The sequence below is a fragment of the Natronobacterium haloterrestre genome, assembly GCF_900112205.1.
Classification (GTDB): Archaea; Halobacteriota; Halobacteria; order Halobacteriales; family Natrialbaceae; genus Natronobacterium; species Natronobacterium haloterrestre.
Genome location: NZ_FOKW01000003.1, coordinates 439,000 through 454,459, shown reverse-complemented (window position 1 = coordinate 454,459; position 15,460 = coordinate 439,000). Strand labels below are relative to the sequence as shown.

The window sequence follows — 15,460 nt, the reverse complement described above, 5'->3', positions numbered from 1 at the left end:
GAGGAATCAGTCGTCGGAGAACATCGAGCCGAGCTGGTCGCGCCACTTGTGGAGGTCGGTCACGTCCTCGCGGACCTCTTCGAGGTCGTCCTCGAGATCCTCGACGTCGTCTTCGACGTCTTCGACCTCCTCCTCGAGGTCGTCGAGGTCGTCGGCGAGGTGCCCGACGGAGTCGTCGACCTCCTCGACGTGGTCCTCGACCGATACGGCCTTGTCGGTGAGTTCGTCGACGTCGGTCGTCACCGTCTCGAGATCGGATTCGACCGTGTCCGTCCGGTCAGCGAGCGCGTCGACGTCGGAGGTCGTGGCGGAGAGGTCGTCCTCGATGTCGGCCGTCCAGTCGGTGAGGGTTTCGATCTCGGTTTCGGCCTCGTCGACACGCCCCGCGGTTCGGTCGAGCCGGTCGTCGACGGCCTCGAAGTCGTCTTTGAGATCGGCGAGTTCTTCCCGGAACTCCTCGATGAGCTGTTCGCCGGTACCGTGCTCGCCGAGGAACTCCTCGAGTGCCTCGGTGTAGGCGGCGACCTCCTCGACCCGGGACTGGAGGTGATCGACCTTCGCGAGCGCCGCCGTGGTCGGCTCGCCGTCGTCCTCGAGGTCGAGTTCCGAGCGAAGCGTCTCGAGATCTTCGTCGGCGACATCACCGCTGCGGATTTCGTCGGCGAGTCGGGCTGCGAGGGTGGTGTTGTTCCCGCTGACGGGTGTGGTCGCGGTTTCGGTTTCGGTTTCGGTCGCGGTTTCGGTCGTGGTCTCGGTTTCGGTTCCGGTCTCGGTGGCCAGTGGTTCGTTCGATTCCGCCGCTGGCTCGGATTCCGGCTCCGGCTCTGGCTCCGATTCGGGTTCGGACGTCGGCTCCGTACCGGCCTCCGTAACGGTCTCGTCCTCGTGCTCGTCCCCAGTCTCGTCCTCGTCCTCGTCCTCGTCCGAGGTGTCGACCGGTTCGGCAACGGACGGCTCCGACTCGTCGGCCTCTGCCTGGTTCTCTACGTCCTCGAGTTCGTCGGCCGCGTCCGGCGTCGGTTCCGACTCGAGGTCGCTCTCGAGTTCCGGCTCGGTCGTTTCGTCCGACTCGGGTTCGGTCGGGTCGGCGTCGATGTCCGAGTCCGTGTCCGCGTCGCCGTCGGCGTCGATACCGACGGCCTCCTCGCCGTCCTCGTCGAGCACCGCGGCACCGCTCTCGAGATCGATGTCGATCTCGTCGTCCGCTTCGGAGACGGGTGCTTCCGGTTCCGGAATCTCCTCTTCCTCGAAGCCGAGGTCGATGTCCGGGGCATCCTCGTCGTCGGTCTCCTGGGCCGGGTCGGGGTCGACCGGCTCGGCGTCCACGTCGTCGAGATCCAGGTCGAGACCGCCAGCGTCGTCCGTCCCGACTTCGTCGTCAGCCGAAGCCGCGTCCGTCCCCTCGGTCTCGAGTCCGTCCTCGGATTCCGCTTTCACTCCCCCGTCCTCGGTCGTTTCGGCCCCGTCTTCGGGGAGTTCCTCGAGGTCGTCCGGCTCCTCGTCGGCAGCCCCCGACTCGTCGGCGTCCTCCTCGCTCGTCGTCGGTTCGGCTCCCCCAGCACCGTTCTCGAGTCCGGGGACCGCAGACGACTCCCCGGAAATCATCTCTTTGACCGCTCGGTCGCTGTCGTCGGAGACGATGCTGTCGATCACCGCGTCGTCGACTTCGTTACCGGTCGATCGTTCCTCGTCGGCACTGACCTCGACGATCGTCGGCTCGGTCAGGAACTCTTCGACGGCGCTGTCCTCGTCCAGCCGGATCCCGTAGACCGTGACGATCCGCTCGTCGGGTTCGAGCGTCCCGGTGAACTCGACGTGGTTGTCCTGAAACGCCGTCCAGTCGTCGCTGTGATAGTCGGGGTGGAACCCGATCTTGTCCATCGGAAACGAGGACGGGATGTCCTCGGAGAGCCGAAACTCGACCTGTTCGTCGCGTTCGGACTCGATCTCGAATCGAATCGCCGGAACGGGGAACTCGTCCGCCTCGAACGTCTTCGAGACGGTCAACCCGTCGGCGCTGACTTCGATTACGTCGTCCGCGTCGGCGGTGCTGCTCATGGAGCCAACGTTACCATACCATTAATATAAATGATGGGGGGAGTCAGGGAGCGCTAGTCGTCGCCGAGGTCGACCCGATCGCCGATCTCGACGATCTCGAGTCGCCGCGGGAACTCGAAACTCGCCGCGTGGTGATGGAGGACTTTCGGGTCTGCCGTCAGCCCCTTCCACATGTCCCAGTGGGTCGGCAGGAGCCGCTCGAGTTCGAGCGCGGCCGCGGTCTCGACGATCTGGTTCTCGTCGTTGTACCAGCGCGTGCGCTTGGGTTCGCGGGTCTCCTTGTCCGGAATCCGCCCGACGGTACCGAACGCGAGCGCGCCGAGGTCGATGTCGTACTCCTGTCCGATCCGGTCGAACGCCTCGCCGGGTTTCGTGTCTCCGCCGTGGAAGAAGGTGCCGGCGTCGTGTTCGATCACGTAGCTCACCGGGTGGGTCGCGTCGGCGTCGTGGGCCTCCTCGACGTGGACCGTGAACTCGCCGATCTCGACGGTTTCACCCTCGTTCACTTCGGTGAGCTGGTCCTCGGTGACGTTCCACTCCTCGGTCCAGTTCTCGTCCTCGCGCGCGACGGCCAGGCTGTCGTCGGGGGCGTAGAACGTCGCGCCCGTGCGCTCGAGGATCGGGGCCTGGCTCGGCCCGTGGACGTGGTCGGTGTGCTCGTGGGTCGCGAGAACGGCGTCGGCCTCGGCGACGTCCTCGGGATCGAACGGGACCGGGATCATCCGGACCGTTCGCGGCGGATCGCCCAGTCCGAGATACGGATCGATAAAGAGCGTCGTCCCGTCGGTTCCCTTGAGAACGAACCCGTTACAGCCCAGATACCAGACTGCGACGCCGTCGGGCGTCGCCGCTTCGACGTCACGAAGGAGCCAATCGTCCCAGTCGCTTTCCATACTCGGGGGTGTGACTACCGTGCGGGTAAGTGTTACCGTCTGTGTTCACGTCCAAAGAGCGGATCGTCAGCAGTCTCGATCGCGGATCCGTGACCGCCGGTCGTCCGAAATGTCGTCCGTTTCGTCCTCGTGCAGTCCTCGCCCGCCGAACGGGGAGAACAGTGGATCGATCGCGTTCACGATTGGCGAAGGGAGATGAGCGCTTCGCTGCCCTCGAGCGATCGAACTTCGACCCCGGTCTCTGCACCGACTTCGGCGCATCTCCCGGCCGTCTCCGAGCCGGCGTGGGTTCGACTGCCCGACTCGTCGACGAGCCAGGCCGCGGAGACGAACCGGTCGTTCTCTGCGAACACGCGGTCGGCGTCGGGGTCGTACGCGACGAGGCCAGTCTCGCTCAGGGCCGGCAGGTGGACGTGAACCAGCGACGTCCGGACCTGCTCGACGCGTTCGCAGTCGACGTCGCGTTCGATCGTTCCGCCCTCGAGGGCGGCGACGGCCCGCGCGAGTTCGGCCGTCGAGAGCCGCCGACGGCGACCGCCCAGCGCGGAGAGGATCGATCGCCGTCGGTCGTCGGAAAGCGCCGCGAACAGCGCGTCGAGTTCGGCACTCGAGGCGTCGGTCCGCCCCGCAACGATGGGCTCGAGGTTCGGGTCGCCGTAAACGGGATGGTCCGTCGCGGCGACCGTCTCGGCGTCGGTTTCTTCGACGAGGCCCACGTCGATCAGTGCCGGGAGCGAGCGATGGTGACACTCGATGTGGGCGCGTTGGCGTTCGGTTTCGTCGACTGCCGCGACGGGTTTGTCGTTCGTTACCGCGGCGAGTTCGGTGGCAAGCTCCTCTTTCCCGATGCCTTCCGGCGATCGTTCGTAGATAATTCGGAGCAGTCGGCGGCGCGTCCCGTCGGCGAGTGCTCCGAAGAGGTCGTCCCCGGCGTGAGTCGATCGGTCGTCGGACGATGGGTTACTCATCGACTACTCGTCGGAGCCGTTTCTGCATAAGAACTGCTCCAAATCAATTTGGAATCAGCAGGGAATTACCACCGTACTGCCGAATTTCTCGAAGATTAATAGAAGAGATCCTTGATGTACCGTGGCGGATTGAACGGTAGTAAACGTTCGTTTGGGAGAACGTTGCGGCGACGAGACAGTCCCACCCTCGCTGGACGGCCCCGATCGAGAGGCCGCCGACGCAACTCGAGAACTCGGACCGTTGCGGACGAACCGGGCCCTCGACGATCCGCCTACCAGGTTCCGTGGAACGTATCGAAGGACAGGTCCTCGAGCGGCTTGTTGCCGACGGCGATCTCGTACTCGCCCGGAGTCAGCATCGGCTTGTGGAACTGTGGGCCGTCGTCGGTCGTGATCCGCGGACAGCCGGTGTTGACGAACGCGTCCATGTCGAAGTTCCGGAGGCGGTCGGGCGTGACCTCGTCCATCGTGATGAGGTAGGCGTCGTCGTTGTCCTCGATGATCTCCTGGGCCTGGTCCCAGCGGCCCTGGCCGATCTTGGTACAGAAGATGACGCCCCACTTCTCGGCGTCCATTGCCTTGTGAACCGAGGCGTAGCGCTGTTTCATGAACTTCTCCGTGTCGGCGACGGTGACGACGTTGTTGACCGGGTCGGCGATGACGACGTGTTTGTCGGGATGTTCCATCGCCAGCCCGAGCGGGTGGAACTTCCCGCCGCCGACGTACAGAACCTGGTCCGCAGGCACGTCCGCGCTCGCGTAATTGCACCCCAGGACCTGGCCCTCGTGGGTCAGTCGTTCGTCGCCGCGGCGGCTGTGAACTTCGTAGCCGCGTTCCTCGAGGAACTCGGACATCTCCTCGTAGCGGTTCATGTGCTGGGCCGTGGTGACGAGGCCGACGCCCTCGGTCTCCTCGGGGTCCTCGAGGGTGTCGAGTGCCTCCTCCATGATCGGCGTCACCTCGACGTTCGAGAACAGGGGGACGTAGATGACCTTGTCCGTGTTCTTCATCGGCGAGTGGCCGAAGTGGACGAACACGTCGGTACGTTTCATCAGATAGGTGTCGAGGTCACAGGCCCCGTAACAGGGCTGGCCCGACAGCAGGAACGTGACGTCGTCGTCGACCAGTTCCCGGAGGTCGTCGGCGACCGACGGGCCGCGACGTTTGAGCCCCTCGGGGAACTGCAGGCCGACTTTTTCCGCGTCCCGTTCCTCGATCGCGTCGATGATCCGCTCGAGTTCGTAGTCCCATTCGCGATCGTGTTTGAGACGCATTCCGGTGTTCCGAAGGTCGCCTTCGGTGTACTCCGATCCCGGCTCCGACTCCTGACTCATTGGCCGCGTTAACGGCCACGGACGTATAACGGCCGCGCTTTTCGGTTCTCATCGTGAGAGGCGGTTCGACCGGCGGCGAGGGGTCTTCCTGGTGTGACCTGAGAGCGGTGTCGACCCAACAGTCATAGTACTGGAGTCTAAACCAGGGGTTAATGTCAGCGGAAGCGCCCGCGGATGGATATCTCTTCGACCTCTATCGCCGCTACATCGGCGAACCGGAGGGCCGGACCGACGTCTACGTCGGCTTCGGACTGTTCCTCGGCGGAATCGGCCTTGCCGTCGTGGCCCTGTTGCTCTTCCTGTGGAGCACCACGCTCGAGGCCCGGACGGCGACGTACTTCGCGTGGGTCCAACCGGCCTACGCCATCGCGATGTTGTCGGTGCCGGCGACGCTGCTGGGCGTCGTCGTCCTGTTGCCCTCGGAACGGCGCACCCTCTACACCTCGGTCGCCGGCGTGGCGATCACGGTCGCCGCGGTCGTCGGGTTCCTGCTCGCCTATCCGGACGACTGGCTGTACGGGGCCGACTACTCCGTCGAAGTCGTCGCGACCTACGCCGTCGGGCTGGCCGGCGTCGCGGCCTCGACCGGCGCGGCGTTGATTGCCCACTACCTCGACATGGCACAGTCGGCCGACCACCTCGAGGCCGGCGACGCCGACGAGGACGGCGAATCCTACACCGACGAGGAGATTCAGGAGGACATCGACGAGGCGATGGAGGGCGTCGAACTCTCCTGGGGCGGCGTCGAGAAAACCGAACACAAGCGCCTGAGCTTCTCGAGCGACGAGTTCGACGACGTCGAGGTCAACACCGACGCCGGCACGAAGACGAAACGATCGTCCGGCGTCGACGCCCAGGTCGCCGGACTTAAGGGCCTGAAAGGTGGCGAGACGGAGACGACCACCTCGAGTTCGACCGTCGACGACCAGACCCAGAAGCTGAAGGAACTCCGCGAGCAGCAACGCGCCGAGGAACTCGCGACGAAAGACGAGAGCGGGCCTGCACGCGTTCTCGAGGCCGTGGTGGATCGGTTCCGCGCCCTCCTCGACCGGAAATAACAATCTATTAACTCGAGTAACGTTATATATTTACCTGTTTTCCTTAATTGAAATTAAAGCACATAGATTTATAATCCGTCAACCGCCTTGCTCAACTATGGCCAAAGGCCTAGACGTCGGAACGATGAACATCCTGTCGGCACAGCAGGATGGGAACGACACGGTGTTCGTGCAACAGCGCAACTCTTTCGTAGAGATCGAGTACTCGGACATGGCCGAGCAGATGCTCTCGCGGAGCGAAGTCCTCCACATTCGGAAAGACGACAAGGTCTACGTCGTCGGGGACGACGCCCTGAACTTCGCGAACATCTTCAACAAGGAGACCCGCCGGCCGATGAAACACGGGATCCTCTCGAACGACGAACAGAGCGCGATCCCGATGATGAAACTCATCATCGAGCAGGTCGTCGGTGAACCCGCCTATCCCGACGAGAAACTGTACTTCTCGACGCCGGCCGATCCGATCGACTCCGACCTCTCGACGCTGTACCACCAGAAGACGATCGAATCCTTCCTCGACGACATGGGGTACGACGCCGAACCCATCAACGAGGGGATGTCGGTCATCTACTCCGAACTCGCGGACAACAACTTCACCGGCCTCGGGATCTCGTTCGGTGCCGGCATGACAAACGTCTGCCTGTCCTACTACGCGGTCCCCGTCATGAAGTTCTCCGTCGCCCGCGGTGGCGACTGGGTCGACGAACAGGCCGCCCGCGCGACCGGCACGCCCGTCGACAAGGTCACCTCCATCAAGGAGGACGACTTCGAACTGGACTTCACCACCGACGTCGGCGGCGTCGAGGGTGCGCTATCGATCTACTACGAGAACCTGCTCGACTACGTCATCGACAACATCGTCGAGGAAGTCGACGAGGAGGACGTCGAGGAAGGCCTGGACGTCCCCGTCGTCGTCACCGGCGGCACCTCGAGTCCGGACGGCTTCGAGGAACTGTTCCGCGACCACCTCGACGAGGCGAACATTCCGTTCTCGATCAGCGACGTGACCCACGCCGACGAACCGCTCTACAGCGTGGCTCGTGGCGGACTCGTTGCCGCACGATCCGACGAGGACGTCGATCGCGAAGAGGAAGACGCGGAAGCGGCGACCGCGAGCGAGTAGCGGCGTTCGGTTCCCGTTCGTTCCGTTTTCGATGGATAGTGCCGACCGTGACACTCACTCCTCGTAGAAGCGATTGAACGCGTCCCGCCAGGATTCGGGTTCCTCCCGCCGGGACTCGTGCTCGACGGGGATGTCCGCGTACTCGCAGTGTGGACAGGTGACGGTCGACACCTCGCCCAGCGAGAGTTCCTCGAGCGAGCGCTGACATCTGGGGCACTCGTCCATAGTTGATCGTCCGACGGAGCGTCCTTAACTCTATGCGTAGTTGTCCCGAAACTGGGAGGTGTCGGCTGCCCGACCTGTATCGCCGTGCCGTCCCCGAAATCTCCGCCGTCGAATTACTACTATGCATGCAACAAAGTTTTTGTATGAGGCCTATGTATGAGTTCGTATGAGCACGACCTCGTCCCCCGACCAGTTGTCGTCGATCGACTGTTGTAACCAGGCAGACGTCACCCCCGTCACCATCGAGGCGAGCGACCTCGAGTCGACCGCGCCGGAGTACCTCCGGGATCTCAAGCGCGATCTGGCCGAATCCGACCTCGCGCCGACCGGCCTCTCCGTCGAGGCCTGCTTCGACGAGGACTGTTCGCTCGCGACCCAGGAGGAGGTCGACCGCATCCGCGGCTACGTCCGCGCCGGCGCGTTCCTGGGCGTCGCCTCGATCACGGTCTCGGTCTCCGACGTCGAGAACCCCGAGAAGGTACGCCCCGCGCTCGCGGCCTGTGCCGAACGGGCCGACCGCGAGGGCATCGTCCTCGAACTCGAGGGGCCTATCACGCTCGACGCCTAACGTCGGCGCGATGGCACCCTCCCGGCGCACGCTCGCCCGCGAACTCGAGTCGCTCGCGGACTTCTCCGATCCCGATCCCGACCTCGAACAGTACCTCACGCCGCCGGAGGTCGCCGCCCACGTCTGTCATCTCGCCGGGCTGCAAAGCGACCTCGAGCGGCCGGTGATCGATCTCGGCACCGGAACCGGCATGCTGGCGGTCGCGGCGTCGCTGGCCGGCGCCGATCGGATCGCCGGGATCGACGTCGACCCGGACGCCCTCGCGACCGCCGCGGAGAACGCCGCCCGTGTCGGCGCGGACGTCGACTGGGTCCGCGGAGACGTCACTCGGCCACCCTTTTGCTCCCCCGAGTCCGACGCCGACGACGGACTCACCGTCGTCTCGAACCCGCCTTTCGGCGCACAGCACGGGAACCGCCACGCCGACCGCGAGTTCCTCGAGACCGCCCGCTCGATCGCCGCCGTCTCCTACACGATCCACAACGAGGGGAGCCAGGAGTTCGTCGAATCGTACGCGGACGACGAGGGGGGGACGGTCACGCACGCCTTTCGGGCGCCGTTCCCGATCGAACGGCGGTTCGAGTTCCACACCGCGGCGACGGAGACCCTCGAGGCGGAGGTCTTCCGGATCGAGTGGGGGTAGGGTGCGCTTCGCAACGGCGTCGACGCTCGGTCGCCCGGGGGTCCGCTAACGGCTCGAGTAGCCGAACGAACGGGTCGAAAACCGAATGAGAGCTTTATAATTGCCGCCATAGTGGGCATCCGTAGCATGTCGAACGTTGCCAGACAGGAAGATCCGGCCTCCGTTGAGCGGATCGAACACGACGAGTTCGATCCAGTCGGAACGCTCGCGCTCATCGCGTTCTACTTCGCCGTGCTGGTTCTGTTGTGGCTGTTCACGTACTTCGTGGAGTTTCTGGGGAACGTCCCGACGCCGGTGGTCGTCGCATGAGGATCCATCAGTACGAACGGGTGTGGTTGCTCGCGTCGATGGTGTTGATCGTCGGGTTCATCGCGACGATCACGTACGGCGCGGTGGGGCTTGGGATCACGATGGTCGACGATCGCGGGGCGACGATCGCGCCGGACGAGATCAACGAGGACGAGCGATTCGGCGACCCGCGAGTCGAGCAGGTCGGCGACGACGAGTACGAGGTCTACGCCGTCGCGATGACCTTCGCCTTCCAGCCGGATCCGATCGAGATCCCCGCCGACAGCGAGGTCACGTTCTACGTCACGAGCCGGGACGTGATTCACAGTTTCTACGTCGTCGGGACCAACACGAACACGATGGTCATCCCGGGGGAGATCTCGGTCGTGACCGTCGAGTTCGACGAACCCGGCGAGTACGGTCTCATTTGCACCGAGTACTGTGGTGCCGCCCACCACGAGATGGAGGGGCAACTGGCCGTCCTCGAGGACGAGGAGTTCGACCTGACCGAACTCGAGGTCGAGGCTCCCGACGAGGTCGAACCGGACGGGGAGATCGAGATCACCGCGACGGTGACCAACGGCCAACTCGAGGCGATCGAGGAGACCGTTACGGTGGAACTCGGCGACGAGACGCTCGAGGAGTCGGTCACGGTCGAGGGGGACGAAAGCGAGTCGGTGACGCTGACCGTCGACGCGGCCGACCTCGGCGAGGGCGATCACGACTGGACGGCGTCGGCGGGTGACCTGACGGAGAGCGGTACGGTGTCGGTCGTCGAAGGGAGCGAGGACGACACCGAGGGGGGCGACGATGCCTAACGGCGCTACCTTCGCCGACGCCTACCCCACCCAGGCACGCCACATCAGGGCGGCGTTCTGGGCGTCGTTCCTCTCGCTTGGCGTCGGCGCGTTCTTCGGCCTGATCCAGGCGCTCCACCGGACCGACATCCTTCGCGTGATCGAATCACAGACCTACTACACCGTGTTGACCGCACACGGGGTCTTCCTCGTGATTTCGTTTACCATCTTCTTTCTGGTCGGGGTCTTCCAGTGGGCGGTCACCGACAGCCTCGAGCGCCCGCCCGTCGACATGCGGTTCACGTGGGGCTGGTACGGCCTGATGTCGCTCGGCGCGTCGCTCACGGCGTTTGCAATCCTCGCCGGCTTCACCGACTCGATCGACGTGAGAGCTAACGTCCTCTTTACGTTCTACGCACCCCTGCAGGCACACCCGCTGTTTTACGTCGGGCTGGTCGTGTTCGTCGTCGGCACCTGGCTCGCGGGAGCCGACTGGTTCCGTAGCTGGCTGGCCTGGAAGGGCGACAACCCCGGCGAGCGGATCCCGCTGCCGACGTTCATGGTGTTGACGACGATGATTATGTGGTACATCTCCTCGATCGGCGTCGCCGTCGCGATCCTGGCCTTTATTCTGCCGTGGTCGCTCGAGCTCACCGGGTCGCTGAACCCGACGTTGACCCGGACGCTGTTCTGGTACTTCGGGCATCCGGTGGTCTACTTCTGGCTGCTGCCGGCGTACCTGCTGTGGTACATCCTCCTGCCGAAACTGGCCGGCGGACGGCTGTTCAGCGACCCGCTCGCCCGCGTCGTGTTCATCCTGTTCGTCCTGCTGTCGACGCCGGTCGGGATCCACCACCAGTACCTCGACCCCGGCATCTCGGAGGGGTTCAAGTTCATCGCGATGACGAACACGATGTTCCTCCTGTTGCCGAGCCTGTTGACCGCGTTCACGATCATCGCGAGCATGGAACACGGCGCGCGTCAGCGCGGCGGCGAGGGCTATTTCAACTGGCTGACCGCGCTCCCCTGGCGCGACCCGGCCTTTACCGGGATGGCGCTCGCCGGAATGGTCTTCGCCTTCGGGGGGTTCACCGGCATCGTCAACGCCGGCATGAACATCAACTACCTCGTCCACAACACGCTGTGGGTCCCCGGCCACATCCACACGCAGGTCGGCACCGCGGCCGCGCTGACGTTCATGGCCGGGGCCTACTGGCTGGTTCCACAGCTCACCGGCAACCGACTCGTCGGACGGGGTCTCGCGCTGGTACAGGTCGTACTCTGGTTCGTCGGCATCGTCTTCATGACCAACTCGATGTACCGCGGCGGGCTGGTCGGCATTCCCCGCCGGACGGCCGAACCGCAGTACGAGGGCTTCGAGTACGAGGTGGCCGCCGGCTCGGTCGGCGAACTCAACGCCCAGCTCGCCATCGGCGGCACGATCCTGTTCGTCTCCGCGATGCTCTTTCTCGCGCTCATGGTCCTGACCGCGTTCAACGGCGGGACGGAACCGATCGACGACGGCTCGATCCCGCCCGCGCTCTCGGGCCCGGAGGACTCCCCTGCCGTCCTCGACAACCTGAAACTGTGGGTCGCCATCGCGGCCGTCCTCGTCGTCATCGCCTACAGCTTCCCGCTCGCGAGTATCGTCTCGAGGGGTGGCCTGTTCGGCCCCGATATCGGTCCGATCCCGGTTGCCATCGACGCCGCGTCGACGGTAGCGCGGACGGCGCTCGAGGCCGTCTCGGCCGTCGTTCGCTAACGGCGGGTTGAAGGCTCGCCCCGTGTGGTATCTACTATGCGGCTGCGTACCTCCCCGGCGAAGTTGCTCGTTCTGGTCGCGCTCTGTCTCGTCGTCCTCGTCGAGTTGCGGACGGCGCTCGCGTTCGTCGGCGTCTCCCTGTCGATCGGGGCGACGGTCGCGGTCGGGGTCGCCGCGATCGCGGCGCTGTTGCTCTGGGCGGTGCGGCCGGCAGGAAGCGGGGAGTGATCGCGTTATCCCTCGAGGTGATCGATCGTCGCGTACCGGCCGGCCCGCCACCCGGCGACGAGCGCGACGACGGTGCCGACGACGAGTGCGATGGCGATCCCGAGGACGTAGACGTCCGTCGAGGTCCGGACGAGGCCGTCGAAACTCGCGATCGAGGCCGCAAAGCGGTTCAGCCCGGACGCGAGCAGCGGCGTCGCGGCGATGCCGACGAACCCGCCGAGCAGCCCGATCACCAGTCCCTGGGCCGCGACCGTCCCCGCGAGGAGCCTCCGGGAGAGGCCGACGGCCCGCAGCGCGGCCAACTCCTCGCGTTGCTGGGCAGCCACGAGCGCGAACAGGTTGACCGTCAGGACGACGCCGCCGACGACCGCGAGGCCGACGAGCGTCGCCCCGCTGGCGACCACGAGCGGGCGCTCGCCGATCATCGCCTCGACCTGTTCGTCGCTGGTCCGGACGTCGTACTCGGGGTACGACTCGTCGAGGTCCGCGGCGACGGCCTCCCGGTCGGCGTCGTCGGCCACGTCGGCGGTCAGGAAGGTCGCGCGATCGGTCCCCGTCGTTCCCGCGACGGCCTGCAGGTCGACGAGCGGCATCGTCACCGTCTCCGACCCCAGGTACTGGGAGTAGTAGTCCGAAACCCCGACGACGGTGAACTCGTACTCCGGCGCGGTCTGTCGGCTGGTGCCGACGTAGACGGTGTCGCCGACCTCGGCGTCGAGTTCGTCCGCGACCCGCGGATCGAGCACGATCTCGTTCGTCACTGGATCGTCGGACCGCGGCTGGTCCGTTTCGTAGGCCGACTCGGGCGTCTCGAAGCCGCCGCCGGCCCGGAAGTCGAACCCGTCGTGGGTTTCCTGAACCCCGATCGCGGGGTGGCGTTGCAGTTCCGCCGGATCGGGGTCCGTCCCGACGTAGACGTCCTGGAGCGCCAGCGGTGACGCGGACGTGACGTCGTCGCGCTGGGTGAGTTCAGCCGCGGTCCCGTGAGCGCCGACGATCGGGTTCTCCGTCCCGCTCGCGTCCGGATCGACGGGGTCGCTCGAGATCCAGATGTCCCGATTGGCGTTGTCAAGGCCCTCCTCACCGGTGGCGACGACGCCGGCCCCCAGGCTCGCAAGCAGGGTAACGGCGAGCACCGCGAGAGCCACCGAGAGGACCGCGAGAACGGTCCGACCGGGGGAGCGCCGGAGCTGTGCGACGGCGATCCCCAGTATCGCGCGGGTCCGGACGAGCGGCAACAGCACCAGCGCGAGCGGCGCCCGGGTCATCGGCCCACCTCCTCGAGGACGGTCGTCCGGTGGGCGACCGCGAGCGGATAGGGGACGGCGATCAGGCCGGAGGCCAGCCCGACGACGACGGCGTACGGGAGCAACAGCGGATGTGTCTGGGCGACCGCCCCCGAACCCGAAGCGCCCGCGACCGTCGACGCCGCGACGGCGTTGACCGCCTCGATCCCGAGGAATCCGAGCGCAGCACCGAGCAGGGCTCCGAACAGCGTCGTCACGATCGTCGAGAGTGCGACGACCGCGAGCCGACTGCCGGTCGGGAAGCCGACCGACTCGAGGACGGCGAGGGTCCGCCGGTCCTGGTCGACCGTCATCCCCGTCGTCGTCGCGACGAACGAGGCACAGATCGTCACGCCGACGACGAGCGCGAGGGCGCTCGTCGCGAACGCGAGCCCGTCGTCGAACAGGCTCGAGGGGTCGGTCCCGGCGTCGGTCTCGACCGCCGCCTCGGGGTAGGCCTCGCCCGCGACGGCGGCGGCGTCTTCGTCGTCGCCCCAGACGAGGACGCTGTCCGCGAGTTCGCCGTCCGAGGCCCCGGAGACGGTCTGTACCTCGCTGAGCGGTGCGAGCGCGACGGGGGCGTCGCCGCCGGCGTCCTCGACGGCGGTCACGGTGACGGTGGGTGCCGGTCTCGAGTCGGCGTCGGCAGCGTCTCCGTCGGCTATCTCGGCCGGATCGAGGCCCGCCGGTGCGAGTCGATCGCCGTCGCTCACGCCCAGCCTGTCGGCCGCGGTCGCCGAGAGGACGATCTCGCCGCGCTGTGCCCCGGCGTAGGTGCCGCCGGCGTAGTGGGGGTCACCCGGCTCGAGTGCACCCGTCGAGAGGCCGGCGACGGTCCGTGGCTCCTCGTCGGGAACGACGCCGATGACGAGGATCGTGCGCGGTTCCGACGCCGCGCCGTTCGCGTCGCTCCCGTTCGCCGCCTCGAGGCGGACCTTCTCGACCAGCATCGGCGTCGCGTGGTCGACGCCGTCGGCCGCGGCGATCGTCTCCGCCCGCTGGTTCGTCTCGCCCAGTCGTGGTCCCTCGACGCCGTCGACGGCGGTGAGCGAGCCCGTATCTTCGGGCGCGACCCGGACGTCGGCGTCCGTCTCGGTCGTCACCCCGCCGTCGGCCAGTGCCAGCGCGATCCCCGTCACGATCACGAGCAGGGCAATCGTCATCGCGACGGCGGCGGTCGTCGCCGCGATCCGGCCCGACCTGGTGCGGGTCGCTCGCTTCCACAGGCGATCGAGCGAGAACCCGACGACCCCGAGCCACCGCGACCCGCGTCCGCCGCGCTCATCGCTCATCCGTCACCACCCGTCCGTCGCGGAGCGGGATCACCCGGTCGGCGACCTCGAGCGTGGCGTCGTCGTGGGAGGCGACCAGGACCGCCCGATCGCCGTCGCGGCCGGCGTCGGTCAGCAGGTCGAGCACCTCCGCGCCGGTCGTCGTGTCGAGTTCGCCGGTCGGCTCGTCAGCGACGATGACGTCGGGGTCCGTCGCGAGCGCCCGGGCGATCGCCACCCGCTGGCACTCGCCGCCGCTCAACTCCCCGGGGAGGTGGGTCGTCCTGTCGCCCAGCCCGACCTCCTCGAGCAGCGACTCGGCCCGGCGGCGGCGTCGCGACCGCGGGACGCCGGCCTGGACGAGCGGCAGGGCGACGTTCGCGCGGGAAGAAAGCGACGGGAGCAGGTGGAACCGCTGGAAGACGATCCCGACGTGCTGGCGTCGCAGGCGGGTTCGCTCCCGGGCCGAGAGTTCGGTGACGTCGGTCCCGAGGACGTCGACCCGTCCCTCGGTCGGGACCAGTAGCCCCGCCACGGAGTGCAGGATCGTCGATTTGCCGCTCCCGCTCGGGCCCTTCAGGCCGACCACTTCGCCCGGCCGGATCTCGAGGGAGACGTCCTCGAGAGCCGTGACCGAGGAATCCGGCCCCGAGCGGAGTCGGCCGCTGTCCGTCCCGTACTCGTGACCGACGGCCTCGAGACGAACGGCCGCTGCCGAATCCTCGCTCGAACCGTCGCGATCGTCAGCCCGAGTCGCCCCCGACGTCGAGGCCGTCCGCCGCAGTGAGAGGTGTAGGTCGATCATTGGTCCGGTCCAGTTGCTCGAGCGAACGGTCCACCGGGCCATTGTTTCCCGCCGGCTTCCTGCGGCCACGTTGCGGTTAACCACATCCCGGACGCGGGCGGTCGAACCCGGCCGGCGGTCTTCCGACTCGAGCGGAACGTTTGTAGCGGCTAC

The 15,460-nt window shown here is 66.5% G+C and carries 16 protein-coding genes; 8 read left to right on the top strand and 8 right to left on the bottom strand.

The genetic code is table 11. From position 1 onward, the window contains the following. Positions 1-6: 6 nt before the first annotated feature. From BM113_RS08700 to dph2, 4 genes are all read right to left on the bottom strand, one after another. Entirely contained in the window at positions 7-2,058 is a 2,052-nt protein-coding gene (locus BM113_RS08700) for an AAA family ATPase (RefSeq protein WP_089787099.1), read from the bottom strand. A 53-nt stretch (positions 2,059-2,111) separates the two neighbouring features. Further along, entirely contained in the window at positions 2,112-2,951 is an 840-nt protein-coding gene (locus BM113_RS08695) for an MBL fold metallo-hydrolase (protein ID WP_089787097.1), read from the bottom strand. 176 nt (positions 2,952-3,127) lie between these two features. After that, positions 3,128-3,919, bottom strand: coding sequence for a DUF7344 domain-containing protein (locus tag BM113_RS08690; protein WP_089787095.1), 792 nt, complete (start codon positions 3,917-3,919; stop codon positions 3,128-3,130). Between the two features lie 272 nt (positions 3,920-4,191). Next, positions 4,192-5,253: a diphthamide biosynthesis enzyme Dph2 gene (gene dph2, locus BM113_RS08685; RefSeq protein WP_089787094.1), complete on the bottom strand. Its 1,062-nt coding sequence runs from the start codon at positions 5,251-5,253 to the stop codon at positions 4,192-4,194. 152 nt (positions 5,254-5,405) lie between these two features. On the opposite strand from dph2, the gene BM113_RS08680 reads away from it, so the two are divergent. Continuing rightward, on the top strand, positions 5,406-6,311 hold the full coding sequence (locus BM113_RS08680; RefSeq protein WP_089787091.1) for a cell division protein CdpA domain-containing protein: 906 nt from the start codon (positions 5,406-5,408) through the stop codon (positions 6,309-6,311). A gap of 97 nt (positions 6,312-6,408) precedes the next feature. Beyond that, complete coding sequence (locus BM113_RS08675; RefSeq protein WP_007142615.1) at positions 6,409-7,434, top strand: disk-shape morphogenesis protein volactin; 1,026 nt, start codon at positions 6,409-6,411, stop codon at positions 7,432-7,434. Between the two features lie 54 nt (positions 7,435-7,488). On the opposite strand, the gene BM113_RS08670 is transcribed toward BM113_RS08675, so the two are convergent. Continuing rightward, on the bottom strand, positions 7,489-7,659 hold the full coding sequence (locus tag BM113_RS08670; RefSeq protein WP_007142616.1) for a zf-TFIIB domain-containing protein: 171 nt from the start codon (positions 7,657-7,659) through the stop codon (positions 7,489-7,491). A gap of 166 nt (positions 7,660-7,825) precedes the next feature. On the opposite strand from BM113_RS08670, the gene BM113_RS08665 reads away from it, so the two are divergent. The 6 genes from BM113_RS08665 to BM113_RS08640 all read left to right on the top strand — a co-directional run bounded on the left by BM113_RS08665 (position 7,826) and on the right by BM113_RS08640 (position 11,945). Further along, positions 7,826-8,227, top strand: a complete 402-nt coding sequence (locus BM113_RS08665) for a DUF7961 family protein (protein WP_089787090.1) — start codon at positions 7,826-7,828, stop codon at positions 8,225-8,227. 10 nt (positions 8,228-8,237) lie between these two features. Next, the gene (locus tag BM113_RS08660) at positions 8,238-8,870 is read left to right on the top strand and encodes an METTL5 family protein (protein WP_089787088.1); all 633 of its coding nucleotides are present in this window, start codon (positions 8,238-8,240) and stop codon (positions 8,868-8,870) included. A gap of 126 nt (positions 8,871-8,996) precedes the next feature. After that, complete coding sequence (locus BM113_RS08655) at positions 8,997-9,179, top strand: halocyanin (RefSeq protein WP_089787086.1); 183 nt, start codon at positions 8,997-8,999, stop codon at positions 9,177-9,179. Then, entirely contained in the window at positions 9,176-9,976 is an 801-nt protein-coding gene (locus BM113_RS08650) for a cytochrome c oxidase subunit II (protein ID WP_089787085.1), read from the top strand. Before BM113_RS08655 ends, BM113_RS08650 begins: the two co-directional genes overlap by 4 nt. Next, positions 9,969-11,717, top strand: a complete 1,749-nt coding sequence (locus BM113_RS08645; RefSeq protein ID WP_089787083.1) for a b(o/a)3-type cytochrome-c oxidase subunit 1 — start codon at positions 9,969-9,971, stop codon at positions 11,715-11,717. The genes BM113_RS08650 and BM113_RS08645 overlap by 8 nt, the downstream gene beginning before the upstream one ends. A gap of 36 nt (positions 11,718-11,753) precedes the next feature. Further along, a complete protein-coding gene (locus BM113_RS08640; RefSeq protein WP_394327714.1) occupies positions 11,754-11,945 on the top strand; it encodes a CbaC protein in 192 nt (63 codons plus the stop codon). 5 nt (positions 11,946-11,950) lie between these two features. Here BM113_RS08640 and BM113_RS08635 read toward each other — a convergent pair whose 3' ends face one another. Genes BM113_RS08635 through BM113_RS08625 form a run of 3 tightly spaced genes read right to left on the bottom strand, consistent with a single transcriptional unit; the run spans position 11,951 to position 15,307 of the window. Beyond that, entirely contained in the window at positions 11,951-13,213 is a 1,263-nt protein-coding gene (locus tag BM113_RS08635) for an ABC transporter permease (RefSeq protein ID WP_089787081.1), read from the bottom strand. Next, positions 13,210-14,523, bottom strand: coding sequence for an ABC transporter permease (locus BM113_RS08630; RefSeq protein ID WP_089787079.1), 1,314 nt, complete (start codon positions 14,521-14,523; stop codon positions 13,210-13,212). Before BM113_RS08630 ends, BM113_RS08635 begins: the two co-directional genes overlap by 4 nt. Continuing rightward, positions 14,513-15,307: an ABC transporter ATP-binding protein gene (locus tag BM113_RS08625; protein ID WP_089787077.1), complete on the bottom strand. Its 795-nt coding sequence runs from the start codon at positions 15,305-15,307 to the stop codon at positions 14,513-14,515. Before BM113_RS08625 ends, BM113_RS08630 begins: the two co-directional genes overlap by 11 nt. Between the last annotated feature and the right edge of the window lie 153 nt (positions 15,308-15,460).

Excerpts from the sequence above, each read along its gene's own strand:
- BM113_RS08700 (WP_089787099.1), bottom strand. The coding sequence starts at position 2,058 with ATGAGCAGCACCGCCGACGCGGACGACGTAATCGAAGTCAGCGCCGAC.
- BM113_RS08695 (WP_089787097.1), bottom strand. The coding sequence starts at position 2,951 with ATGGAAAGCGACTGGGACGATTGGCTCCTTCGTGACGTCGAAGCGGCG.
- BM113_RS08690 (WP_089787095.1), bottom strand. The coding sequence starts at position 3,919 with ATGAGTAACCCATCGTCCGACGACCGATCGACTCACGCCGGGGACGAC.
- dph2 (WP_089787094.1), bottom strand. The coding sequence starts at position 5,253 with ATGAGTCAGGAGTCGGAGCCGGGATCGGAGTACACCGAAGGCGACCTT.
- BM113_RS08680 (WP_089787091.1), top strand. The coding sequence starts at position 5,406 with ATGTCAGCGGAAGCGCCCGCGGATGGATATCTCTTCGACCTCTATCGC.
- BM113_RS08675 (WP_007142615.1), top strand. The coding sequence starts at position 6,409 with ATGGCCAAAGGCCTAGACGTCGGAACGATGAACATCCTGTCGGCACAG.
- BM113_RS08670 (WP_007142616.1), bottom strand. The coding sequence starts at position 7,659 with ATGGACGAGTGCCCCAGATGTCAGCGCTCGCTCGAGGAACTCTCGCTG.
- BM113_RS08665 (WP_089787090.1), top strand. The coding sequence starts at position 7,826 with ATGAGCACGACCTCGTCCCCCGACCAGTTGTCGTCGATCGACTGTTGT.
- BM113_RS08660 (WP_089787088.1), top strand. The coding sequence starts at position 8,238 with ATGGCACCCTCCCGGCGCACGCTCGCCCGCGAACTCGAGTCGCTCGCG.
- BM113_RS08655 (WP_089787086.1), top strand. The coding sequence starts at position 8,997 with ATGTCGAACGTTGCCAGACAGGAAGATCCGGCCTCCGTTGAGCGGATC.
- BM113_RS08650 (WP_089787085.1), top strand. The coding sequence starts at position 9,176 with ATGAGGATCCATCAGTACGAACGGGTGTGGTTGCTCGCGTCGATGGTG.
- BM113_RS08645 (WP_089787083.1), top strand. The coding sequence starts at position 9,969 with ATGCCTAACGGCGCTACCTTCGCCGACGCCTACCCCACCCAGGCACGC.
- BM113_RS08640 (WP_394327714.1), top strand. The coding sequence starts at position 11,754 with ATGCGGCTGCGTACCTCCCCGGCGAAGTTGCTCGTTCTGGTCGCGCTC.
- BM113_RS08635 (WP_089787081.1), bottom strand. The coding sequence starts at position 13,213 with ATGACCCGGGCGCCGCTCGCGCTGGTGCTGTTGCCGCTCGTCCGGACC.
- BM113_RS08630 (WP_089787079.1), bottom strand. The coding sequence starts at position 14,523 with ATGAGCGATGAGCGCGGCGGACGCGGGTCGCGGTGGCTCGGGGTCGTC.
- BM113_RS08625 (WP_089787077.1), bottom strand. The coding sequence starts at position 15,307 with ATGATCGACCTACACCTCTCACTGCGGCGGACGGCCTCGACGTCGGGG.